The sequence below is a fragment of the Ferrovibrio xuzhouensis genome, assembly GCF_042648965.1.
GTDB classification, from domain to species: domain Bacteria; phylum Pseudomonadota; class Alphaproteobacteria; order Ferrovibrionales; family Ferrovibrionaceae; genus Ferrovibrio; species Ferrovibrio xuzhouensis.
Window position 1 is genome coordinate 896,022 of record NZ_JBHRYJ010000001.1, and the last position, 21,194, is coordinate 917,215.

The following is a 21,194-nucleotide window of genomic DNA, read 5'->3' on the forward strand; positions in this document are numbered from 1 at the left end:
CGGCTGGCTACCGCTCAGGCAGGATCGGGCGGACCGTCCTGCGGCACAGGACCGTAACGGTTCGGGCCGCGGGTGCCGGGGATGAAAAACAGCACCAGCCAGAAGACGATGCCGAGATAGGGGATCAGGGCAACCAATGCCAGCCAGCCGGGCCAGCCGATATCGTGACAGCGCTGTGCGATCACCGCGAGACCGAGGACTGCCACGACGATGGAAACACCCCAGTTCAGTGCCTCGAACCAGGAGCTCTCCTCGATATCGGCAGCCGCGATATGGAGATTCAGCACCTGGCCCAGCACCAGATCGACCAGGAAGTAAATGACCATCAGGGCCATGCCGAGCGCGATCAGGGCCATGTAGAAAGCAAGATAGTATTTGCGGCTGCGGCGCCGGCGCGGATCGAAGGAGGCGACAAGAGTCCGGAGCATGTGGATGGCCCTGCCTGACGACGGATCGATTCGATCCGCCATTTTTAGCAGACTGTCCGCAAAGCGTCCGCAGTGTTCTGCGGCACCACACATACTGGCGTATGAACGCCCTATTCTTTCAATCCACCCGCCTTCAGGATGAAGTCGGCGATTTCGGCGACGCCCTGTTGGGCCTTGAGGTTGGCGAAGATAAAGGGCCGCTGGCCGCGCATCTTTTTAGAGTCACGGTCCATCACCTCGAGCGAGGCGCCGACCAGCGGCGCGAGGTCGATCTTGTTGATCACCAGCAGGTCGGAGCGCGTGATGCCGGGGCCGCCCTTGCGCGGAATCTTGTCGCCGGCCGAGACGTCGATGACGTAGATGGTGATATCGGCGAGTTCCGGCGAGAAGGTTGCCGCCAGATTGTCGCCGCCGGATTCGACAAAGATGATGTCGAGGCCGGGGAATTTCTTCTGCATGTCGGCGACGGCGGCGAGATTGATCGAGGCATCCTCGCGGATCGCCGTATGCGGGCAGCCGCCGGTCTCGACCCCGGCGATGCGCAGCGGATCTAGCGCGCCGGCGCGGGTGAGGAACTCGGCATCCTCCTTGGTGTAGATGTCGTTGGTCACCACCGCTATGTTCCAGTCGTCGCGCAAATGCCGGCACAGCCGTTCGACCAGGGCCGTCTTGCCGGAGCCGACCGGGCCGCCGATACCAACGCGGAGGGGATTGGCACTCATGATCTGAACAGCCTCGTATACTGGGTTTCGTGTTGCATGGAGCAGAGGTCGACCATCGGCACCGCCGTGCCGCAACCCTCCAGCGGTGTCGCCAGCGCCTTCGTCACCGCTGCCTCGGTAACCGGCATCAGGGCGGCGAGCGCGCGCTGGCCATCGGTCTGGCCCAAGGGGATCAGCCGCACGGCCGCCGAAACGAGGTTGGCGCCGAAGGCATGCAGATAGGCCGCCAGCACGGCCTTGAGGTCGAGGCGATGCGCGGCAGCGGCCAGGCCGATGGCAATGCTCAGCGCCACGGTCGCCTCGCCACGACGGGCGGCGAAACTGTCCAGATCGGGATGCCCCCAGGCGGCGCGGGTGACCAGCAGAAAGGAGCCGCCCTGCTGGCCGCTTTCGAGCGCGGTTTCCGCCGTGCCGCGCCACGCGGCGGCGAGATCGGCAAGCCCGTCCAGCGCGGCCGGATCGCCGGCGGACTCGTAGGCGGCCTTCAGCAGCACGGCATCGACATGGCCAGCGCCGTGGAGCAGGATTTCGCCGATCCAGTCGCTGAGGTCGGCCGCGGTCTTCACGAAACCGGCCTCGACGGCATATTCGATACCGTGGCTGTAGGAAAAGGCGCCGATCGGATAGGCCGGCGAGAACCATGCCATCAGGCGATAGAGGCTGGCCGGATCAATGGTCGTGGTCATGGCCGTGATGGTGGTGATGGCCGTCGCCATGGTCGTGACTATGGTCATGCTCACCGCCCCCATGTTTGCTATCTCGGCCATAGCGCGAGCCGAGGCCATAGGGATGCGACGGGTCGTGGTTATGCTGGCCGTAGGCGCCGCCTTCCGGATCGAAGGGCGCATCGACCGCCTGCACGGCGGCCCCCAGCCCCTTCAGCATGGCGACGATGACATGGTCATCACGGATCAGGATGCGGTCGGCATGGATTTCAGCCGGCAGATGGCGGTTGCCGAGATGCCACGCCAGCCGCGCCAGCAGCTCCGGCGTCGGCGCCCGCACCTCGACCAAAGGCTCCGGCGCGGCTTTCACTTCGATATAGCCGCCGCCCTCAAGCGCAAGGCCGTCGCCATGGCGCAGCACGGTGGCTTCGGCCAGATCGAGCAGGAAGGCGCCGCCGTCATCGGCAGTCAGCCGGATGCGCCGGCGGTGGCGGTCGTGATGGGCGAGCGTGACGGTCGCCCTGCCCTCGGCGGCCGGCCAGGCGCCGGCCGGAATGACGGATGTTGCTCTCAGCATATTCCTATCCTATCCGTCATGCCCGGGCTTGTCCCGGCCATCCACGCGGCGGGATTCGTCCCGCCGATGGACGTGGATGCCCGGATCAAGTCCGGGCATGACGACTGTGGTTTGCACCGCATCCGGCGGCCATATTGGTCAGAACAGGAAATACCTTTGCGCCATGGCGAGTTCCTTGGCCGGCTCGCAGGTCAGCAGCTGGCCGTCGGCGCGCACGGTATAGGTCTCGGTATCGACCTCGATCTTCGGCATGTAGTTGTTGTGCACCATGTCCTTCTTGGTCACCGTGCGGCAGCCCTTCACCGCGACCAGGGGACGCTGCAGCCCGAACTTGGCGGCGATGCCGGCATCCAGCCCGGCCTGGCTGACGAAGGTCAGGCTCGACTGCACCATGTTGCGGCCGAAGCTGGCGAACATCGGCCGGTAATGCACCGGCTGCGGCGTCGGGATCGAGGCATTCGGATCGCCCATCGGCGCGGCGGCGATGCTGCCGCCCTTCAGGATCATATCGGGCTTGACGCCGAAGAAGGCCGGCGACCAGATCACCAGGTCGGCGAACTTGCCGGCCTCGACCGAGCCGATCTCGTGGGCCACGCCGTGGCTGAGCGCCGGATTGATGGTGTATTTCGCGACATAGCGCTTGGCGCGGACATTGTCGTTGTCGCCCGTTTCCTCGGGCAGGCGGCCGCGCTGCTTCTTCATCTTGTCGGCCGTCTGCCAGGTGCGGATGATCACCTCGCCGACGCGGCCCATGGCCTGGCTGTCCGACGACATCATCGAGAAGGCGCCGAGGTCATGCAGAATATCTTCCGCCGCAATCGTCTCGCGGCGGATGCGGCTGTCGGCAAACGCCACATCCTCCGGAATGCGCTGGTCGAGATGGTGGCAGACCATCAGCATGTCGAGATGCTCGTCGACCGTATTCACGGTATACGGCATGGTCGGATTGGTCGAGCTGGGCAGCACATTGGCAAGCCCGGCCACCTTGATGATGTCCGGCGCATGGCCACCGCCGGCGCCTTCGGTATGGAAGGCGTGGATGGTGCGATGCCTGAACGCCGCGATCGTATCCTCGACGAAGCCGCTTTCGTTCAGCGTATCGGTATGGATGGCGACCTGGATGTCATGCTGCTCGGCGACATTCAGGCAATTGTCGATGGCGGCCGGCGTGGTACCCCAGTCCTCGTGCAGCTTGAGGCCGCAGACGCCGGCGGCGACCTGCTCGATCAGCGCGTCCGGCAGCGACGCATTGCCCTTGCCGAGGAAGCCGATGTTCATCGGGAAGGCCTCGGCGGCCTGCAGCATGCGCATGATGTGGAACGGGCCCGGCGTGCAGGTGGTGGCCGAGGTGCCGGCGGCCGGGCCGGTGCCGCCGCCCATCATGGTGGTGACGCCGGAATACAGCGCCTCCTCGATCTGCTGCGGGCAGATGAAATGGATATGGGCGTCGAAGCCGCCGGCGGTGATGATCTTGCCCTCGCCAGCAATCGCCTCGGTGCCGGGGCCGATGACGATATCGACGCCGGGCTGGACATCCGGGTTGCCGGCCTTGCCGATGGCATGGATGCGGCCGTTCTTGAGCCCGATGTCGGCCTTGACGATGCCCCAGTGGTCGAGGATCAGTGCGTTGGTGATCACGGTATCGACCGCGCCCTCGGCATTGGTCATCTGGCTCTGGCCCATGCCGTCGCGGATCACCTTGCCGCCGCCGAATTTCACTTCCTCGCCGTAAAGCGGCGCGTTGGCGCTGTAACCGCTGCCGACCAGCTTCGGGTCATGGCCCGACGGCGGCTGGGCGGTGAAATCCTTCTCGACCTCGATGATGATGTCGGTATCGGCGAGACGGACCCGGTCGCCGACGGTGGGGCCGAACATGCCGGCATAGGCGGAACGCGGGATGCGGGTGACCATCTCTCTCGCCTCCTTAGCGCAGGGTGCCCATGACTTCGGCACGGAAGCCGAAGACATTGCGCCGCCCGGCATAGGCGACCAGCGAGACCTCGCGGGTCTGGCCCGGCTCGAAGCGCACGGCGGTGCCGGCGGCGATATTCAGCCGCATGCCGCGCGCCTTGTCACGATCGAAGGACAGCGCCGGGTTGGTCTCGAAGAAATGGTAATGGCTGCCGACCTGGATCGGCCGGTCGCCGGTATTGGCCACCGAAAGGGTGACGGTGGGCCGGCCGGCATTCAGCTCGATCTCGCCGGGCGCGGTGATGATTTCGCCGGGAATCATGCGGTGCCTACCTTTCCCACACGCGTCATGGCCGGGCTTGACCCGGCCATCCACGAAATGATGGTGATGCCAGGCTTGGCCCGGCGGAAAGAACCCTCGCACGTGGATGCCCGGATCAAGTCCGGGCATGACGGCTTTTTTGTGGTGTGGCGCCGTGACATGGCGCCTACCGGATCGGGTTGTGCACGGTCACCAGCTTGGTGCCGTCGGGGAAGGTCGCCTCGACCTGGATCTCGTGGATCATCTCGGCAATGCCATCCATCACCTGGGCGCGGGTCAGTACCGTGCCGCCGTCGCGCATCAGCTCGGCGACCGAGCGGCCGTCGCGGGCGCCCTCGACCACAAAGTCGGTGATCAGCGCCACCGCTTCGGGGTGATTGAGCTTCACCCCGCGCTCGAGCCGGCGGCGCGCCACATTGGCGGCCATCGCCACCAGAAGTTTGTCCTTTTCGCGGGGCGTGAGATTCATGCCGCCGGCCTCCCCGAAGCTGGAATCCGAAGTCCGAAATCAGACGGTAAGATACCTGCGGACCTCGTCGTCTTCCAGTCTGGAAGCGTCACCGGCGACGACAACCTCGCCGCGCTGGAGCAGGATGAAGCGGTCGGCGAGTTCCCGGGCGAACTCGAAATACTGTTCGACCAGCACGATCGCCATGGTGCCGCGGTTAGCGAGATCCCGGATGACCCGGCCGATATCCTTGATGATGGAGGGCTGGATGCCCTCGGTCGGTTCGTCCAGCAGCAGCAGCCGGGGACGCGTGACCAAGGCCCGCGCGATCGCCAGCTGCTGCTGCTGTCCCCCCGAAAGATCGCCTCCCCGGCGATTCCGCATTTCGTGCAGCACAGGAAACAGACCAAACACGTCTTCGTCAATCTTCTTCTGGCCGCGCGGCAGCGGCGCCATGCCGGTTTCCAGGTTTTCCATCACCGTCAGGCGGGGAAAAATCTCGCGGCCCTGGGGCACCAGGGCGATGCCGTGGCGGGCGCGCTCGTGCGGCTTCATGGCGGTGATGTCATGGCCTTCCCAGCGCACCGTGCCGCTGCGCACCCCCTGCAGGCCGACCAGGGCCCGCATCAGCGAGGTCTTGCCGACGCCGTTGCGGCCGAGCACGCAGGTGATCTTGCCGGCCTCGGCGGTCAGGCTGACATCGCGCAGCGCGTGGCTGGCGCCATAATAGAGATTGATACCTTCGACGTTCAGCATGTCAGCGCGCCCCCACTCTAGCGGCCAAGATAGACTTCGATGACCCGGGGGTCGTTCTGCACCGCCTCGACGCTGCCCTCGGCCAGCACGCTGCCTTCATGCAGCACGGTGACCCGGGCGCCGAGATCGCGGACGAATTCCATGTCGTGTTCGACCACCACCAGGGTGCGCTCGCCCTTCAGGGTCAGGATCAGCTCGGCGGTCTGCCTGGTCTCGGCATCGGTCATGCCGGCGACCGGTTCGTCCAGCAGGATCAGCTGGGTGTCCTGCACCAGCAGCATACCGATCTCGAGCCACTGCTTCTGGCCGTGGCTGAGCGCGCCGGCCAGCTCGCCGACGCGGCCGCCAAGGCCGACGGTATCAAGGGCCCAGCCGATGCGGTCGAGCGACTCGGAATCGAGTTTCGCCATCAGGGTGCGCCAGGGCCCGCGCGGCGCCTTCATGGCCAGTTCGAAATTCTCGAAGACGGAAAGATTCTCGAAAACGGTGGGCTTCTGGAACTTGCGGCCGATGCCGAGGTTGGCGATCTCGGTCTCGTCCAGCTTGGTCAGGTCGATGCGGCCGGCGAACATCACCTCGCCCTCGTCGGGCCGGGTCTTGCCGGTGACGATGTCCATCATCGTGGTCTTGCCGGCACCATTCGGACCGATGATGGTGCGCAGCTCGCCGGGCGCCACCATCAGCGACAGATTGTTGATCGCGCGGAAGCCGTCGAAGCTGACCGAGACGCCGGACAGGTAGAGTTGGGTGTCGGAGACCCGCGGCCGGTCGATCACCTCGGGCGCCAGGCCGGCGGCGCTTTCGTGCGCGTGTGCCGGCGGAACCAGCGGGCTCGGGGCAATCGGTGCTGCGTGCATGGTCGCGCTCGCCTCCCTGTTCTATTCGCCACTGCCGGGCTGGGCGGCATAGCTGCGCCGTTCGGCCCGCCAGGCCTTCCACTGGCCGATCAGCCCGACCACGCCCTTGGGGAACAGCAGGGTGCAGGCGACAAACAGCGCACCCAGCACGAACAGCCACAGTTCCGGCGCGGCGCCGGTCAGCCAGGTCTTCACCAGGTTGATCAGCACGCCGCCGAGAATGGCGCCATACAGCGTGCCGCGGCCGCCGACCGCGACCCAGATGGCGATCTCGATGGAATTGGCCGGCGAGAATTCCGATGGATTGATGATGCCGACCTGCGGCACATAGAGCGCGCCGGCGATCCCGGCGAGGATGGCCGAGAGGACGAAGGCAAACAGCTTCACCGCAGTCGGCGAATAGCCGAAGAAGCGCACCCGGCTTTCGGCGTCGCGTACCGCCTTGAGCACGCGGCCGAGCTTGGAGCCGGTGATCCAGCGGCACAGCAGGAAGCAGCCGCCCAGCATCGCCACCGAGATCACGTAAAGCCCGATGCGGGTACCGGATGCCTGGATCGGGAAACCGAGGATGTCCTTGAAATCGGTCAGGCCGTTATTGCCGCCGAAGCCCATGTCGTTGCGGAAAAAGGCCAGCAGCAGGGCGAAGGTCATCGCCTGGGTGACGATCGAAATGTAGACGCCGGTGACGCGGCTGCGGAAGGCGAACCAGCCGAGCACCAGCGCCAGCAGGCCCGGCGCCACCACCACCATCAGCAGGGCGAAGGGGAAATGCTCGAAGCCGTACCAGTACCAGGGCAGCTCCTTCCAGTTCAGGAACACCATGAAATCGGGCAGGTCGGCATTGCCGTAGACGCCGCGCGTGCCGATCTGGCGCATCAGGTACATGCCCATGGCATAACCGCCGAGCGCGAAGAAAGCACCATGGCCGAGGCTGAGGATGCCGGCATAGCCCCAGACGAGATCAAGCGCGAGCGCGAGGATCGCGTAGCAGGCGTATTTGCCGAGCAGCGGGATCAGGTAATCAGGCACCTGCGCCGCCGAACCGGTGGCCGGCAGCAGGTTGAGCAACGGCACCAGCACGATCAGCACGAAGCCGACGCCCAGGAAAGCCGCCCAGCCGCGCAACGGCAGCAGCGGCGCCGGCTTCGCGCAGGCCGCGAGTTCCTCACGCATCGGCCGACCTCCCCTTGGCTGCGAACAGGCCGCGTGGCCGTTTCTGGATGAACAGGATGATGAAGACCAGCACGACCACCTTGCCGAGCACCGCGCCGGCAACCGGCTCGAGGAGCTTGTTGACCACGCCGAGCGTCAATGCGCCGACCAGCGTGCCCATCAGGTTGCCGACGCCGCCGAACACCACCACGAGGAAGCTGTCGACGATGTAGAGCTGGCCAAGATTGGGCGAGACGTTGCCGATCTGGCTGAGCGCCACGCCGGCCATGCCGGCGATGCCGGAGCCAAGCGCGAAGGTCATGGCATCGACCCGCGCGGTCGGAATACCCATCACCGAGGCCATCGGCCGGTTCTGGGTCACCGCGCGCATATGCAGGCCGAAGCTGGTCTTGCGCAGGATCAACGTGATCAGGCCGAGCACGATGAAGCAGAAGATGATGATGTAGATGCGGTTCCAGGTCACCGCGAAACCGCCGGTCAGTTCGACGGCGCCGGTCATCCAGCCGGGATTGGCGACTTCCTTGTTCGGCGCACCGAAGATCATGCGCACGGTCTGCTGCAGCGCCAGGCTGATGCCCCAGGTCGCCAGCATGGTCTCGAGCGGACGGCCGTAGAGGAAGCGGATCACGCCGCGCTCGATGATCACGCCGATGCAGCCGGCCACCAGGAAGGCGACCGGCAGCGCCACGATCAGATAGGCGCCAAGCCAAGCCGGCGGCAGGAAGGAGCGGAAGAATTCCTGCGTCACATAGGCCGAATAGGCGCCCAGCATGATCATCTCGCCATGCGCCATGTTGATGATGCCCATCACGCCGAAGGTGATGGCGAGGCCGACCGCTGCCAGCAGCAGCACCGAGCCGAGACTGATGCCCTGCACCAGGTTTTCGGCGTAGCCAAGCAGCTTGATCTTGGTCTGCATGCTGTCGAAGGCTTTGGTGATCGCCGCCTTGACGTCGGCATCCTGCTCCTGGCCGAGCCGCGCCTGCAGCAGCGACCGCACCCGCAGGTCGGTGGAGCCGGACAGCACGCCGACCGCCAGCAGGCGCCTGGCCTTGTCCGGGTCGGTGACATCGGCTGCCGCCAGCGCTAGCGCCATGGTCTGCTTCACGCTGCGGTCGGTTTCCTTGTCCCAGGCCTTGCGCAGCAGCGCCACGGCGTCGGGCGTAATGCCATCAAGCAGTGCATTGGCGGCGCGGCGGCGCTGGCTGGCCTCATCGCTCAGCAGACCGAGGCGGCCGACCGATTCGCGCAGCGTGTTGCGCAGGTTGTTGTTGACGAAGACGACATCGAGGTCGCCCGGCGCCACGATGCCGGCCGGCTCCAGCGTGGTGGCCAGCGTCAGGCGCACGTCATTGCCGCTGGCATCGCCGATCACCAGCGCGCCATCGGCCTTGCGGATGAACAGGCGGCCGTCGGCCAGCGCGCGGAAGACCGGGATGGCACGGGGATCGGCGAGCGTGGTCAGGCGCTCGATCGCCCTGGCCTTGGCCTCGAAGTCGTCGGCCTTCAGGGCGTTCACGCCGGTGGCGAAGTCGAACGGGCCGGCATCGGTGGCGGCGGTATCGGTGCCGCTGGCGCCGAGCAGCGCCTTGCTTTCGGCATCGAGCGCGATGGGTTTCAGTTCGTCGGGGGCGGCCATCGCCTCGACATCGCCGGTCAGCGCGTTGGTGACGACATACTGGTCGCCATCCTTCTCGCCGATCACCACGGCATTATCCTCGAGACGGACGAACAGCGCGCCCCTGGCCAGCGCGGCCGCGGCGGCCTTGGCCTTCTCGTCCTGGCTGGCGGCCAGCGTTTTGATGGCAGGCTTCGGGTCATCGTAGGTCAGGCCGGTGAGCAGGTCTTCGAGCGACTCATCGGCGCCCAAGGCGCCGTGGGCGGTCAGCGGCACGGCCAGCAGGGTGGCCAGCAGGAAAATTCTCAGGACGCGTTTCATGGAGACCGAGACGACGGACACGGCGTTTACTCCTACTCCCGGATGCGCTGTTGTCTGGATTGCCGCGCTTTGTGCCGGTGGTCCGCACCCCTTCCCCGCGCCGCATTGCGGACAACACGGCGGAGGAAGGGGGCGGGTTCCATCATGGGACGGTTACGCCGGTCTTACTGGTAAGAAGCGTATTTCGGCTTCTGGCAGTTGCCGCAGACCCAGGGGAAGGTCCAGTCCGCGGTCAGCTTGGCGCTTTCCGGGATGTACTTCGACCAAGCATCGGCCTTGATCGGACCCTTGGTCTTCCAGACGATGTTGAACTGACCGTCCGGGCGGATTTCGCCGATGTAGACCGGCTTCGACAGGTGATGGTTGGTGTTCATCACGGCCGTGAAGCCCGACGGCGCCTTGACCTTCTGGCCATACATGGCCTGGCGGACGGCGTCGACGTTGGTGGTGCCGGCCTGCAGGACGGCCTGGGTCCACATCTTGAAGCCGATGTAGGTGGCTTCCATCGGATCGTTGGTCACGCGCTTCGGGTTCTTGATGTAGGCGTGCCACTGCTTGATGAAGGCGTCGTTGACCGGGTTCTTGACCGACTCGAAGTAGTTCCAGGCCGCCAGATGGCCGACCAGGTTCTTGGTGTCGATACCGGCCAGTTCTTCCTCGCCGACCGAGAAGGCGACCACCGGGATATCGGAGGCCTTGATGCCCTGGTTGGCCAGTTCCTTGTAGAACGGCACGTTGGCGTCGCCGTTGATGGTTGAGACCACGGCGGTCTTCTTGCCAGCCGAGGCGAACTTCTTGATATCCGCCACGATGGTCTGCCAGTCGGACTGACCGAACGGCGTGTAGTTGATCATGATGTCCTCGGGCTTGACGCCCTTGGACTTCAGGAAGGCTTCGAGGATCTTGTTGGTGGTGCGCGGATAGACGTAGTCGGTACCGGCCAGCACCCAGCGCTTGACGTCGCCGCCTTCCTTGCTCATCAGGTATTCGACGGCCGGGATCGCCTGCTGGTTCGGCGCGGCGCCGGTGTAGAACACGTTGTTCGAGCTTTCCTCGCCCTCATACTGGACGGGGTAGAACAGCAGGCTGTTCAGCTCTTCGAAAACCGGCAGCACCGACTTGCGCGAGACCGAGGTCCAGCAGCCGAACACCACCGAAACCTTGTCCTTGGAGATCAGTTCGCGCGCCTTTTCGGCGAATAGCGGCCAGTTGGAGGCCGGATCGACCACGACGGGTTCGACCTTCTTGCCGAGCAGACCGCCCTTCTTGTTGAGATCGTCGACCATCATCAGGACGGTGTCCTTCAGGGTGGTCTCCGAGATGGCCATGGTGCCCGACAGCGAATGCAGCACGCCCACCTTGATGGTGTCCTGCGCGCGGGCCCCCTGCGGGGCCGCGACGGCGGCCAGGCCGGCGGCGACCGTACCCATCACGGCCAGCGTCCGAACAAACTTGATCATAGTTTTCCTCTCCTGCGTCACTTGGCGGCCCCCCCATGGGCTCAGCCAGATGACAGAGGAGTGGCAAGGACCATGCCAAGCCGCCCCGGGCGGTACCGAATATGGAACGCCGTCCGCTAATCCGCTGATTCCGGGCAGGGAAAAGCGAACCCGTCCTTCGCAACTGCACAATAACCCGCGCGATTCTTGTGTATGGAAGAGAGCTACCGGAGCGGGATTTTGCTTATAATTTTGTCAATTTTGATAAAAAAACAGGCAATGCACAGTTTTTGAACAGCTTAGTGCGGCAGATCGGTTACAGGTGCCAGAGCCGGGGCATACGGTCCGGGCGTCCCAGTCCGGCGCGCAGCAGGGCCCAGAGCCGGCCAAAGTGCCGCCGCAGCCGGGCCGCATCGCCATCCAGCAGGCGGACCAGCAGCAGGTCGCCGATCACGGTGGCGCCCGCCCCCGTCATGGCCTCCTCCGTCATCATCGCGCGCAGCCGGTCGCGCAGCACCGCGGGGTCCGGCGCAACCGACAGGATAACGCCCTGAGCGACGGCGCCGGCGAAACCGGCCGGATGCGCCAGCCGCGCGGCGATCTCGCCGTCGAGCCGCAATGCATCGGCCCACAGCAGATGGCCGTCGCGGCGCAGCTCCCAGCGATCGGCCAGCAGGCCATGGCCGAAGCGCTCGCCGCGGGCGATGCGACCGAACACGGTGATGTCGCCAGCCAGCAGCCGCGCATCCGCACCATTCAGGTCGATACGGATGCGGCGGCGCAGCCGGGCGCCGTCGAACAGGATCATCTCCTGCGGCAGCCATTCGAGCCGCGCCGCATTGCCGACCGTCAGCCGCAGGTCGATGGCGGCGGCTTCGTCGGTTTCGGCCCGGTAGATCTTCTCGGCGGCCTGCGGCGTGCACAGCACGTCGCTGCCGGCGCCTGCCGTGACGGCGAGATCAAGCCGGTCGCCGCCGGTCAGCCCGCCGGAGGTGGTGATCAGGATCGCCGTGGTGGGCTCGCCGGGATCGGGCGCCGGCAGCAGGGCGCGGCAAGGGTCATGCTGGAACAGGTCGGCCAGCCGGCTGGGGCCGCCGGCCGCGACCGGAGCGGCAAAACCGAGCGCGAGCCGGCCCTGGGCGCGCTGCAGCCGCTGGGTCATCGCCGCGGTCAGTCGGGCAGGTCGGTCTGGTCGGCCAGCATCGGCAGGCCGACATCCTCGACGCCGATCAGGGCGTCGGCGGCGCGCACCGGCCAGTCGAGTTTCAGCGCCGGATCCCGCCAGTTGATGCCGCGCTGCAGGTCGGGCCGGTCTTCCGCCGATGTCTTGACCAGCAGCTCGGTGGCGGGCTCAAGGCTGCACCAGCCGAGCGCGAAACCGGGCATGGCATAGAACTGCGCGCCATCCATGTAGGAGATCGTGATGGTTGCCGACCGGCCGAAAGTCGGCGAGCCGCGCCGCACATCCACCGCCGCGACGAAGGCGCTGCCGCGCAGCACCCGCAGCAGGCGGGCCTGCTGCTGCGGTGCCAGCTGGTAATGCAGGCCCTGCACGGTGCCGCGCCGGTCGGCATAGACGATGATGTCGCGGTGGAAGCGGTCGTGAATACCGAGGTTGCCGAGCAGGCCCTCGTCATAGACGACACTGACCCAGCCGAAACTGTCCATCACCGTGGCCGGGCGCAGCAGCAGCAGGCCGGGCAGGACATGCGGGGTGGCGTCGAAGAGCTTGTCGGGCAGCATGGGCACCGGCGGGCGAAGAGGGGAACGACCCCTCTTTTGAAGGATGCCCCGGCTTAAATCAAGGCACGCCGGCCTGTTCCGGCGGCGGACCGGGTCCGCCGCCGGAAATCAAAGGTCACACCACGCCCATATTCAGACGACCGTGGCGTGGCGCTCGATGCAGATCTTCAGCACTTCGTCGGCCGGACGCCGCCACCAGTTGGCCGTCGACATGATCTCGACCTCGCAGAAGCCGTCGTAGCCGACCGCCTCGACCATGGCGCGGATCGCCGGGATGTCGATCACCCCGTCGCCCATCATGCCGCGGTCGAGCAGCAGGTCGGTGGTCGGCACCAACCAGTCGCAGATGTGAAACGCCAGCACGCGTTTGGCCGCCCGCTCGATCTGCTGCTTCAGCTGCGGGTCCCACCATACGTGATAGACGTCGACGGCCACGCCGAGATGGCGGTCGGCCGGGCCGCTGCCCAGCGCATCGCAGATGTCGAGCGCCTGGCCCAGCGTGTTCACGCAGGCGCGGTCGGCGGCATACATCGGATGCAAGGGCTCGATGGCGAGCGGCACGCCGGCCGCTTTCGCATGCTCCAGCACGGTGGCGATGCCGTCCTGGACCTGGGCCCGCGCACCGGCGAGGTCACGCGAGCCGGCCGGCATGCCGCCGACCACCAGCACGAGGCATTGGGCGTTGAGCGCCGCCGCATCGTCAATGACACGCTTGTTATCCTCAATCGCCGCCTGGCGCCCGGCCGCATCGGCGGCCGGGAACATACCGCCGCGGCACAGCCCGGTCACCGTAAGACCAACCTCACGGATATGCCGCGCGGCATTCGCGATGCCGTATTCGGCCAGCTTGTCGCGCCACGGCGAGATGCCGGTAATGCCATGCCGGGCGCAGCCCTCGATGCAGTCCTTCAGCGACCACTGCTCGCGCACCGTGGCGGTGTTCAGCGACAGCGGGCCTGGTTTGGCCCGCGGCTTTAGCGCGGTCATGCGGTAACCCCGTGCACGGCCATCACCGCCTTCATGCGTACCGCCGCCCGGTCCGGGTCGCTGAGCAGGCCGGCGGCATCGGCCAGCCGGAACAGCTCGGCCAGATGCAAAGCCGAGCGCGTACTCTGCTGCCCGCCGACCATCAGGAAATGATCCTGGTGGCCGTTGAGGTAGGCCATGAAGACGACGCCGGTCTTGTAGAAGCGGGTCGGCGCCTTGAAGATATGCCGCGACAGCGGCACGGTCGGAGCGAGAATCTCGTGGAAGGTCTTCTCGTCGCCGCGGGTCAGCGCACCAAGCGCGGCCGAAGCCGCCGGCGCGATGGCATCGAAGATACCGAGCAGCGCCTCGGAATGGCCCTGTGCGTCGCCGGCGATCAGTTCGGCATAATTGAAGTCGTCGCCGGTATACATCCGCACGCCCTTGGGCAGGCGGCGGCGCATCACGATCTCCTTGTCCTTGTCGAGCAGGGAAATCTTGATGCCGTCGACCTTGGCGGCATTGGCGGCAATCATGTCGAGGCAGACATCCATCGCCTGCATGTGGCCGCCCTTGCCCCAGTAGCCCGCGAGCGCCGGATCGAACATCTCGCCGAGCCAGTGCAGGATCACCGGCTGCTTCACGCCGGACAGAACCCGGCTGTAGACCCTGATGTAGTCGTCAGGCGATTTCGCCGCAACGACCAGCGCGCGGCTGGCCATCAGGATGATGCGGCCGCCGAGCTTCTCGATGGCTTCGCACTGTTCCTCGTAGGCGGCGATCACCTGGTCGATGGTGACATCGGGGCCCGGCGCCAGATGATCGGTGCCGGCACCGGACGCGATCACCGCGCCGGGGATGTCCTTCGCCGCATCGAGCGAATGACGGACCAGCTCCAGCGCATCCTTCCAGTCAAGGCCCATGCCGCGCTGGGCGGTATCCATCGCCTCGGCGACACCGAGGCCGAGCGACCACAAATGCCGGCGGAAGGCGACGGTGCGGTCCCAGTCGATCGCCGGCTTCAGCCAGGGGTCATGATCCGCCAGCGGATCGGCCACCACATGGACGGCGCCGAAAGCGATGCGGCTGAACGGTGGCTTTGCAGCCGGAAACGCCTTCGGCTGTTTCAGCGTGTAGGGCGCGGTCCTGCCCGGCGCCGAGGGAAGGATCAATGTGATTGTCATCGCTTCAGGCCTTCAGCTCCGGCAGGTCGATCCAGCGGCGCTCCTTCCAGCTCTTCAGGCCGGCCTCGGCGAGCTGCACGCCCTTGGCACCCTCCAGCAGGGTCCACTTGAACGGCTCGTTGTCGACCAGATGGCGGATATACATCTCCCACTGGGCGCGGAAGCCGTTCGGATAGACCTTGTTCTCGGGGACTTCCTGCCAGGTGTCGAAGAAGTTGATGCTCTGCGGCAGGTCGGGGTTCCACACCGGCTTCGGCGTGGCGACGCGGGGCTGCACGAAGCATTTGTGCAGGCCGGCGACCGCCGAACCCAGCGTGCCGTCGACATGGAAGGTGACGAGGTCGTCGCGGCGCACCCGGGTGACCCAGGAGGAATTGATCTGGGCGATCACGTCGCCTTCCAGCTCGAAGGTGGCATAGGCGGCATCGTCGGAATCGGCCTTGTAGGGCTTGCCGTTCTCGTCCCAGCGCTTCGGGATATGGGTGGCGCCGAGGCAGGAGACCGCCTTGACGTTGCCGAACAGGTTGTCGAGCACGTAGCGCCAGTGGCACAGCATGTCGAGGATGATGCCGCCGCCGTCCTTGACGCGGTAGTTCCAGCTCGGGCGTTGCGCCTGCTGCCAGTCGCCCTCGAACACCCAGTAGCCGAACTCGCCGCGCACCGAGAGGATCTTGCCGAAGAAGCCGCTGTCGATCAGCACTTTCATCTTCTCGAGGCCGGGCAAGAACAGCTTGTCCTGCACCACGCCATTCCTGACGCCGTATTTCTTCGCCGCCTTGACGAGATCCATCGCCACCGCCAGGGTCTCTGCCGTCGGCTTCTCGCAATAGATGTCCTTGCCGGCGGCCATCGCCTTCTTCAGCAGGCCGGCGCGGGCCTGGGTGGTGGCGGCATCGAAGAACAGGGTGTCGTCCTTGTTCTTCAGCGCGGCGTCGAGATCGTCGGTATAGCGCTCGATGCCATACTTGTTGGCCAGCGCCGCCACCTTGTCGAGGTTGCGACCGACCAGGATCGGGTCGGGCATCACGCGCTTGCCGTTCTTCAGCACGACGCCGCCGTCGTTGCGGATGGCGACGATCGACCGGATCAGATGCTGGTTCATGCCCATGCGGCCGGTGACGCCGTTCATGATGATACCGAGACGCTTCATGACTGAAAATGCTCCTGTTGCATTATGGTATGTCCGGCCGGGCCGGACGCGGGGAGGACGGCCGAGGCAAAGCCCGGCACGGTGAGCGAGGCGATGCTGATGCTGCCATCGCGGATTTTCAGGCGGACCTGACCGTCGCGCCGTTCATAGAGGTCGTCGTGGGCGGCGAGGAAGGCCTCCGCCTCGCCCGCCGGCGCGCCGGCAAAGCCGTTGCCGTAATGGTGGCCGTTGCGTTCGGCATGGCCGATGCCGAGGAAAGCCACCAGCGCCGAATCCTGCTGCAGCGCCAGACCGGCCTGGCAGGTCAGGTCCTCGGCGGCAATGAAATACCCGGCCGCGCCATCGGCGGCATTGCGCACCGCCGCGCGGCTGCCGTTGAGCAGCGACTTGTACAGTCCCTTGCAGGATTTCGACGATACGCCGCGATAGCCGAGCGCGATGGCCGCCGGGAAGGCATCGTAGCCGTCATCGGCCTCGTCGATGATGAAGGGCCAGCGGGTGCCGAGGTCGCCGAGCGCCGCCTGCCGGCTGGTCTCGCGCGGCATCGGCTGCTCGATGTAGAGCAGCCGGCGGCCGAGCCCGGTCAGCGCGGGATCATGGGCCAGGGCGTCGCAGATGGCGCCAAGCGCGGCGAGGTCGGCATACTGTTCGTTGGCATCGAGCGTCGCGGCATAGTCGATGCCGGCGCCGTCCAGCGCGGCGGCAATAGCGGCAAGCCGGCGGCGGTCGGTCTCCGGATCGCCACCCAGCTTCAGCTTGAAATGCCGGCAGCCGGTATCGGCGGCAATGGCTGGCAGACCGCCCGGGCCGTCCAGCGCATCGGCCATGCCGACGGTATGGCGGATCGCCAGCCGCTGCAGCGGGCGACGGCCGAAGAGAAAGCGATCGATGGCGCCGGTATCGAGGTCAGGCGCCAGCCGGGCATCCAGCCCCATCACGTTGCCGGCAAATCCGGCATAGACATCGAGATGCAGGGCGCGCAGCAGGGCATCGAGCACCGCCTTGTCGATCTCGGCCGGTCCGAAGCCGGCCGCCAGCGCCGGGATACCCTCGGCGGCACAGCGCGCCACCTGCTCGCCGATGCGACTGGCATGATGGCCAAACGCCGTGTCGCGGTCGCCACGGCCAAGATAGAGGTCGCAGGCGATCTCGAGCGAGCGGCGCAGCTCGGCCACCGTATCGGCGACATTGAGCGCCGGATTCTTGTCGAACCATTTCGGCACCATCAGCTCGGCGCTCATGCCGGTGGCGCGACCATGGCCGGCCACCTCGACCTCGGCAGTGACGAAGACCTGGTCGGCCGCCTCGACGGTGACCGCGCCAAAGCGGAACGGCTTGCGGAACCGCACCGGCCGCCCGTGCAGCGTCAGATCGCAAACCTGCAGCAGCGGCGGCATGTCGGTCAGTCGAGGCCTGGGGCGGCGTTGAAATGCTGGCGGATCTTCTGGGCCAGGGCGACGAAAACCGGGTCGGCCATGACATCGAGGGAGCGCGGCCGCGGCAGCGGCACGTCGTAGATCGCGGCGATGGTGCCGGGCCGTTCGCTCATCACCAGCACGCGGTCGGCAAGGAACACCGCCTCCGGGATCGAATGGGTGATCAGCATCACCGTCTTACGGGTCTCACGCTGGATGCGTTGCAGCTCGACATTCATCTTTTCGCGCGTCATCGCGTCGAGCGCGCCGAACGGCTCGTCCATCAGCACGATCTTGGGATCGTGCACCAGCGCCCGGCAGATCGCGGCGCGCTGCTGCATGCCACCCGACAGCTGCCAGGGGTATTTGCGCTCAAAGCCCTCAAGGCCGACCATTTTCAGCAGGTCACGGGCGCGCTGGCGGTATTCGTCGCGCGGCAGATGCTTGATCTCGACCGGCATCATCACGTTCTCAAAAACGCGCTTCCACGGCAGCAGCAAGGCACTCTGGAACACGACGCCGACACCGCTGTGCGGCCTGGTGATCGCCTTGCCGTCGACGCGGATCTCGCCGTCAGTCGGCGGCAGCAGGCCGGCAATCATCTTCAGCAGGGTCGACTTGCCACAGCCCGACGGGCCAACGACGACGAGAAACTCGCCGTCGTTGATCTGGAAGTCGAGCGGCCGCAGCGAGGGAACCTCGCCGTCCTGGGTACGGTAGGTTTTCGAGACACCGTCGATCTCGATGATCGGCCGGGCCCCGGCACTGGCTTCAGGCACGATATGCAGCGCTGGGCGCAGGGCTGGTGTAACCATGACAGCAAGGTCCTCAGGCGTTACTTCGGCAGGTAGTCGTTGGTATAGAAGGCCTTGGGATCATCCTTGGCCTTGGCGTCGAGGCCGCCGTATTCGACCATCAGGTCGACGGAGTCCTTCATGTTCTCGTCCGAGACGCGCAGCGGCCGGTTCGACTTGCCGGTCGGGTCCTTGTACAGCGGGATGGTCAGCTCGAAGCCCTCGGTCAGGGTCTCCTTCTTGCCGCCCTTCGGGTTCTCCTTGAGGATCGCGTCGGCCGCCTCGCCCGGATGCTTGGAGGCTTCCTCGATCGCCGTGGTGCTGGCGGCCAGGAAGCGGCGCACCATGTCGGTATGCCCCTTCACGGTCTCCTTGTTGGCGATGATACCCGAGCTGACCAGATGGATGCCGTAATCGGCGAACTTGATCGGATAGACATTCTTGCCGGTGGCATCCTTGATCTTCATGCTCTGGTCCATCACGTAGCCCAGCAGCAGGTCGGCCTGGCCGTTGATCACGGCATTCAGCTTGGTGGTGCCGTCGCCCGAGACGGTCTTGAAGTCGCTTTCCTTCAGGCCGGTCTTCTTGAGGAACAGCGGCCAGATCTGCGACATAGAATCGCCCGGCGTGGTGGCGACAGTCTTGCCCTTGATGTCGGCTGGCTTGCGGATGTTCTTGTCGGCAAAGCCCATCACCGACATCGGGCTGGTCTGCAGCGCGACGCCAACCGCCTCCACCGGCGCGCCCTTGACGGCGGCGCGCATCATGGTCGGCACGTCGACATAGCCAAACGTGGCGGTCTTGGCGGCCACCGCCTGGGTGGTCACCGCCGAGCCGCGGCCTTCCTGGATGTCGAGGTCGATGCCCTGCTTGGCATAGATGCCCTTTTCCTTGCCGTAATAGAACGGCGCATGCTCGCCGTAGACATACCAGTTGAGCATCAGCGTGACCTTGTCGGCCGCCACGGCAGGGGCCGGCACCGTGGCCGCGCCGGCAAGCAGGACGGCGCCGAGGCCGGCGGCGATATGTGAACGCATCATGGTTTCCTCCGTTGTGTTTTCTTTATGGTTGGACTGACTTCAGCTACCGATCACCAGGTTCTGGCGCTGGCTGGCGTGCCACGGAATCGCCAGCCGTTCGATCACATCGATAATCCAGAACAGCACCACGCCGATGAAGGCGAGGATCACGAGCGCCGCGAACATCGTCGGCAGCTCGAAATTGCCGATCGAGCGCTGCAGCACGAAACCGAGGCCGGAGTTCGAGCCGACAAATTCGCCGACCACGGCGCCGACCACCGCCAGGGTGATCGACACCTTGAGGCCGGCGAAGATCGCCGGCATGGCATGCGGCAGGCTGACCCAGCGGAAAATCTGCAGCCGGTTGGCCTCCATGGCACGCGCCATGTCCATCATGTCGGGCTCGACCGACTTGAAACCCTGCACGGCGGAAACCACCACCGGGAAAAAGCCGAGCATGAAGGCCGACAGCACCTTGGGCAGCATGTCGAAGCCGAACCACACGACAAACAGCGGCGCGATGGCGATCTTCGGCACCGACTGCGAGAAGACCAGCAGCGGGTAGACATAGGCCTCGACGGTGCGCGAGCCGGCGATCAGCATCGAGATCGGGATGCCGAAGGCGATCGACAGCAGGAAGCCCCAGACCGTCGCCGTGGTGGTCGGCACCGCTTCGGCGGCCAGCCGCGGCGCTTCCTGCCACAGGGTGATGATGACGTCCCTGGGCGTCGGGATCTGGTAGGCCGGAATGCCGAAGATGCGGATGGTGAGATCCCACATCACGATCAGCAGGGCCAGGAAGATCAGCGGCTTCAGCCACGCCGCCTGAAGCAGACGGGCCCACAACGCAGGCTTGGCGCCATTTCGCATCGGTTTCCTCCAGCGGACTCCGCCTGCGGGCGGGTCCGTTACATTTTAACTCGTTGGTTAAATTCTAGGGACGACGGCCCGACAGGGTCAAGCGCTTTCCGGCGCAAAATCCTTGTGCGGATCAGCGCTTCGGCGGCTTTTTCGCGGTCGCTTCCCGCATCGCGGGATTTTGCAGTGCATCAAGCACGAGATCGGTCATATGCGCGAGCCGCTCGGCCTTGGCCCTCTCGGCCAGCAGGTTGCGACCGAAGATCACGCCCAGCGTGGCGTTATTGGACAGATAGAAATACGAGAGGCTGGCAATCGAGATATAGAGCTGTACCGGATCGACGCCGCTGCGGAACTCACCGCTTTTCTCGCCGCGGCGCAGCACCGCACCGATCAGGGCGACGAAGGGCGAATGCATCTCCTTGACCTTGTCCGACTGCCGCAGGTAACGCGCGCCATGCAGGTTCTCGGTATTCAGCATGGCCAGGAATTCCGGGTGCTTCAGGTAATACTGCCAGGTGAAGCGGATCAGGCTGGCGATCGCCTCGGCCGGCGCCTGGGCCTCAAGGTTGAGTTCGCGTTCGGCTTCGCGGATATGCGCATAGGTGCCTTCGAGGACCGCCAGATAGAGGTCCTCCTTGTTGCCGACATGATAATAGATCATGCGCTTGTTGGCGCCGGCCGCCTTGGCGATGCGGTCGATGCGGGCGCCGCCGAGGCCGTGGCGGGAGAATTCCTGGGTCGCGGCCTCAAGGATGCGCAACCGCATCCCCTCCGGGTCGCGCTGCCAGCCGTTCGCGGTTTTCCGTTTTGCCACGCGTGTTCGTC

The 21,194-nt window shown here is 65.7% G+C and carries 22 protein-coding genes; all 22 read right to left on the reverse strand.

Going from position 1 to position 21,194, the window contains the following annotated elements; genetic code table 11:
• Positions 1 to 14: 14 nt before the first annotated feature.
• The gene (locus ACFOOQ_RS04420; RefSeq protein WP_379722219.1) at positions 15 to 428 is read right to left on the reverse strand and encodes a DUF805 domain-containing protein; all 414 of its coding nucleotides are present in this window, start codon (positions 426 to 428) and stop codon (positions 15 to 17) included.
• Between the two features lie 110 nt (positions 429 to 538).
• A complete protein-coding gene (gene ureG, locus ACFOOQ_RS04425; protein ID WP_379722221.1) occupies positions 539 to 1,150 on the reverse strand; it encodes an urease accessory protein UreG in 612 nt (203 codons plus the stop codon).
• Positions 1,147 to 1,884 carry an urease accessory protein UreF gene (locus ACFOOQ_RS04430; RefSeq protein ID WP_379722223.1) on the reverse strand — a complete coding sequence of 246 codons (738 nt, stop codon included), beginning with the start codon at positions 1,882 to 1,884 and terminating at the stop codon, positions 1,147 to 1,149. Before ACFOOQ_RS04430 ends, ureG begins: the two co-directional genes overlap by 4 nt.
• Positions 1,820 to 2,392 (reverse strand): urease accessory protein UreE, encoded by a 573-nt coding sequence (locus tag ACFOOQ_RS04435; RefSeq protein WP_379722225.1) that lies wholly within the window; start codon positions 2,390 to 2,392, stop codon positions 1,820 to 1,822. Before ACFOOQ_RS04435 ends, ACFOOQ_RS04430 begins: the two co-directional genes overlap by 65 nt.
• Positions 2,393 to 2,530: 138 nt before the next feature.
• On the reverse strand, positions 2,531 to 4,303 hold the full coding sequence (gene ureC, locus ACFOOQ_RS04440) for an urease subunit alpha (RefSeq protein ID WP_379722227.1): 1,773 nt from the start codon (positions 4,301 to 4,303) through the stop codon (positions 2,531 to 2,533).
• A 13-nt stretch (positions 4,304 to 4,316) separates the two neighbouring features.
• Positions 4,317 to 4,625: an urease subunit beta gene (locus tag ACFOOQ_RS04445; RefSeq protein ID WP_379722229.1), complete on the reverse strand. Its 309-nt coding sequence runs from the start codon at positions 4,623 to 4,625 to the stop codon at positions 4,317 to 4,319.
• A gap of 166 nt (positions 4,626 to 4,791) precedes the next feature.
• Positions 4,792 to 5,094, reverse strand: a complete 303-nt coding sequence (locus ACFOOQ_RS04450) for an urease subunit gamma (protein ID WP_379722231.1) — start codon at positions 5,092 to 5,094, stop codon at positions 4,792 to 4,794.
• A gap of 39 nt (positions 5,095 to 5,133) precedes the next feature.
• Positions 5,134 to 5,829, reverse strand: a complete 696-nt coding sequence (gene urtE / locus ACFOOQ_RS04455) for an urea ABC transporter ATP-binding subunit UrtE (RefSeq protein ID WP_379722233.1) — start codon at positions 5,827 to 5,829, stop codon at positions 5,134 to 5,136.
• 17 nt (positions 5,830 to 5,846) lie between these two features.
• Complete coding sequence (urtD, locus tag ACFOOQ_RS04460; protein ID WP_379722235.1) at positions 5,847 to 6,686, reverse strand: urea ABC transporter ATP-binding protein UrtD; 840 nt, start codon at positions 6,684 to 6,686, stop codon at positions 5,847 to 5,849.
• Positions 6,687 to 6,707: 21 nt separating this feature from the next.
• A complete protein-coding gene (gene urtC / locus ACFOOQ_RS04465; protein WP_379722237.1) occupies positions 6,708 to 7,859 on the reverse strand; it encodes an urea ABC transporter permease subunit UrtC in 1,152 nt (383 codons plus the stop codon).
• Entirely contained in the window at positions 7,852 to 9,819 is a 1,968-nt protein-coding gene (urtB, locus tag ACFOOQ_RS04470; RefSeq protein ID WP_379722239.1) for an urea ABC transporter permease subunit UrtB, read from the reverse strand. Before urtB ends, urtC begins: the two co-directional genes overlap by 8 nt.
• 143 nt (positions 9,820 to 9,962) lie before the next feature.
• A complete protein-coding gene (urtA, locus tag ACFOOQ_RS04475) occupies positions 9,963 to 11,228 on the reverse strand; it encodes an urea ABC transporter substrate-binding protein (protein WP_449265803.1) in 1,266 nt (421 codons plus the stop codon).
• A gap of 325 nt (positions 11,229 to 11,553) precedes the next feature.
• Positions 11,554 to 12,399: an urease accessory protein UreD gene (locus tag ACFOOQ_RS04480; RefSeq protein WP_379722243.1), complete on the reverse strand. Its 846-nt coding sequence runs from the start codon at positions 12,397 to 12,399 to the stop codon at positions 11,554 to 11,556.
• 8 nt (positions 12,400 to 12,407) lie between these two features.
• Positions 12,408 to 12,980, reverse strand: a complete 573-nt coding sequence (locus ACFOOQ_RS04485; RefSeq protein WP_379722245.1) for a dTDP-4-dehydrorhamnose 3,5-epimerase family protein — start codon at positions 12,978 to 12,980, stop codon at positions 12,408 to 12,410.
• Positions 12,981 to 13,112: 132 nt separating this feature from the next.
• Entirely contained in the window at positions 13,113 to 13,967 is an 855-nt protein-coding gene (locus ACFOOQ_RS04490; protein WP_379722247.1) for a sugar phosphate isomerase/epimerase family protein, read from the reverse strand.
• Positions 13,964 to 15,130: a dihydrodipicolinate synthase family protein gene (locus tag ACFOOQ_RS04495; RefSeq protein WP_379722249.1), complete on the reverse strand. Its 1,167-nt coding sequence runs from the start codon at positions 15,128 to 15,130 to the stop codon at positions 13,964 to 13,966. Before ACFOOQ_RS04495 ends, ACFOOQ_RS04490 begins: the two co-directional genes overlap by 4 nt.
• A 4-nt stretch (positions 15,131 to 15,134) precedes the next feature.
• Positions 15,135 to 16,280 carry a Gfo/Idh/MocA family protein gene (locus tag ACFOOQ_RS04500; RefSeq protein ID WP_379722251.1) on the reverse strand — a complete coding sequence of 382 codons (1,146 nt, stop codon included), beginning with the start codon at positions 16,278 to 16,280 and terminating at the stop codon, positions 15,135 to 15,137.
• On the reverse strand, positions 16,277 to 17,677 hold the full coding sequence (locus ACFOOQ_RS04505; RefSeq protein ID WP_379722253.1) for an enolase C-terminal domain-like protein: 1,401 nt from the start codon (positions 17,675 to 17,677) through the stop codon (positions 16,277 to 16,279). The genes ACFOOQ_RS04500 and ACFOOQ_RS04505 overlap by 4 nt, the downstream gene beginning before the upstream one ends.
• 5 nt (positions 17,678 to 17,682) lie before the next feature.
• The gene (locus tag ACFOOQ_RS04510) at positions 17,683 to 18,510 is read right to left on the reverse strand and encodes an ABC transporter ATP-binding protein (RefSeq protein ID WP_379722255.1); all 828 of its coding nucleotides are present in this window, start codon (positions 18,508 to 18,510) and stop codon (positions 17,683 to 17,685) included.
• 20 nt (positions 18,511 to 18,530) lie between these two features.
• Positions 18,531 to 19,529 carry an ABC transporter substrate-binding protein gene (locus ACFOOQ_RS04515; RefSeq protein WP_379722258.1) on the reverse strand — a complete coding sequence of 333 codons (999 nt, stop codon included), beginning with the start codon at positions 19,527 to 19,529 and terminating at the stop codon, positions 18,531 to 18,533.
• 39 nt (positions 19,530 to 19,568) lie between these two features.
• Complete coding sequence (locus ACFOOQ_RS04520) at positions 19,569 to 20,378, reverse strand: ABC transporter permease (RefSeq protein WP_379722260.1); 810 nt, start codon at positions 20,376 to 20,378, stop codon at positions 19,569 to 19,571.
• Between the two features lie 121 nt (positions 20,379 to 20,499).
• A complete protein-coding gene (locus ACFOOQ_RS04525) occupies positions 20,500 to 21,183 on the reverse strand; it encodes a TetR/AcrR family transcriptional regulator (RefSeq protein WP_379722262.1) in 684 nt (227 codons plus the stop codon).
• Positions 21,184 to 21,194: the final 11 nt, after the last annotated feature.

Excerpts from the sequence above, each read along its gene's own strand:
- urtE (WP_379722233.1), bottom strand. The coding sequence starts at position 5,829 with ATGCTGAACGTCGAAGGTATCAATCTCTATTATGGCGCCAGCCACGCG.
- urtD (WP_379722235.1), bottom strand. The coding sequence starts at position 6,686 with ATGCACGCAGCACCGATTGCCCCGAGCCCGCTGGTTCCGCCGGCACAC.
- ACFOOQ_RS04435 (WP_379722225.1), bottom strand. The coding sequence starts at position 2,392 with ATGCTGAGAGCAACATCCGTCATTCCGGCCGGCGCCTGGCCGGCCGCC.
- ureC (WP_379722227.1), bottom strand. The coding sequence starts at position 4,303 with ATGGTCACCCGCATCCCGCGTTCCGCCTATGCCGGCATGTTCGGCCCC.
- ACFOOQ_RS04420 (WP_379722219.1), bottom strand. The coding sequence starts at position 428 with ATGCTCCGGACTCTTGTCGCCTCCTTCGATCCGCGCCGGCGCCGCAGC.
- ACFOOQ_RS04505 (WP_379722253.1), bottom strand. The coding sequence starts at position 17,677 with ATGCCGCCGCTGCTGCAGGTTTGCGATCTGACGCTGCACGGGCGGCCG.
- urtC (WP_379722237.1), bottom strand. The coding sequence starts at position 7,859 with ATGCGTGAGGAACTCGCGGCCTGCGCGAAGCCGGCGCCGCTGCTGCCG.
- ACFOOQ_RS04445 (WP_379722229.1), bottom strand. The coding sequence starts at position 4,625 with ATGATTCCCGGCGAAATCATCACCGCGCCCGGCGAGATCGAGCTGAAT.
- ACFOOQ_RS04510 (WP_379722255.1), bottom strand. The coding sequence starts at position 18,510 with ATGGTTACACCAGCCCTGCGCCCAGCGCTGCATATCGTGCCTGAAGCC.
- ACFOOQ_RS04480 (WP_379722243.1), bottom strand. The coding sequence starts at position 12,399 with ATGACCCAGCGGCTGCAGCGCGCCCAGGGCCGGCTCGCGCTCGGTTTT.
- ACFOOQ_RS04450 (WP_379722231.1), bottom strand. The coding sequence starts at position 5,094 with ATGAATCTCACGCCCCGCGAAAAGGACAAACTTCTGGTGGCGATGGCC.
- ureG (WP_379722221.1), bottom strand. The coding sequence starts at position 1,150 with ATGAGTGCCAATCCCCTCCGCGTTGGTATCGGCGGCCCGGTCGGCTCC.
- ACFOOQ_RS04500 (WP_379722251.1), bottom strand. The coding sequence starts at position 16,280 with ATGAAGCGTCTCGGTATCATCATGAACGGCGTCACCGGCCGCATGGGC.
- urtA (WP_449265803.1), bottom strand. The coding sequence starts at position 11,228 with ATGGGTACGGTCGCCGCCGGCCTGGCCGCCGTCGCGGCCCCGCAGGGG.
- ACFOOQ_RS04515 (WP_379722258.1), bottom strand. The coding sequence starts at position 19,529 with ATGATGCGTTCACATATCGCCGCCGGCCTCGGCGCCGTCCTGCTTGCC.
- ACFOOQ_RS04430 (WP_379722223.1), bottom strand. The coding sequence starts at position 1,884 with ATGACCATAGTCACGACCATGGCGACGGCCATCACCACCATCACGGCC.
- ACFOOQ_RS04490 (WP_379722247.1), bottom strand. The coding sequence starts at position 13,967 with ATGACCGCGCTAAAGCCGCGGGCCAAACCAGGCCCGCTGTCGCTGAAC.
- ACFOOQ_RS04485 (WP_379722245.1), bottom strand. The coding sequence starts at position 12,980 with ATGCTGCCCGACAAGCTCTTCGACGCCACCCCGCATGTCCTGCCCGGC.
- ACFOOQ_RS04520 (WP_379722260.1), bottom strand. The coding sequence starts at position 20,378 with ATGCGAAATGGCGCCAAGCCTGCGTTGTGGGCCCGTCTGCTTCAGGCG.
- ACFOOQ_RS04495 (WP_379722249.1), bottom strand. The coding sequence starts at position 15,130 with ATGACAATCACATTGATCCTTCCCTCGGCGCCGGGCAGGACCGCGCCC.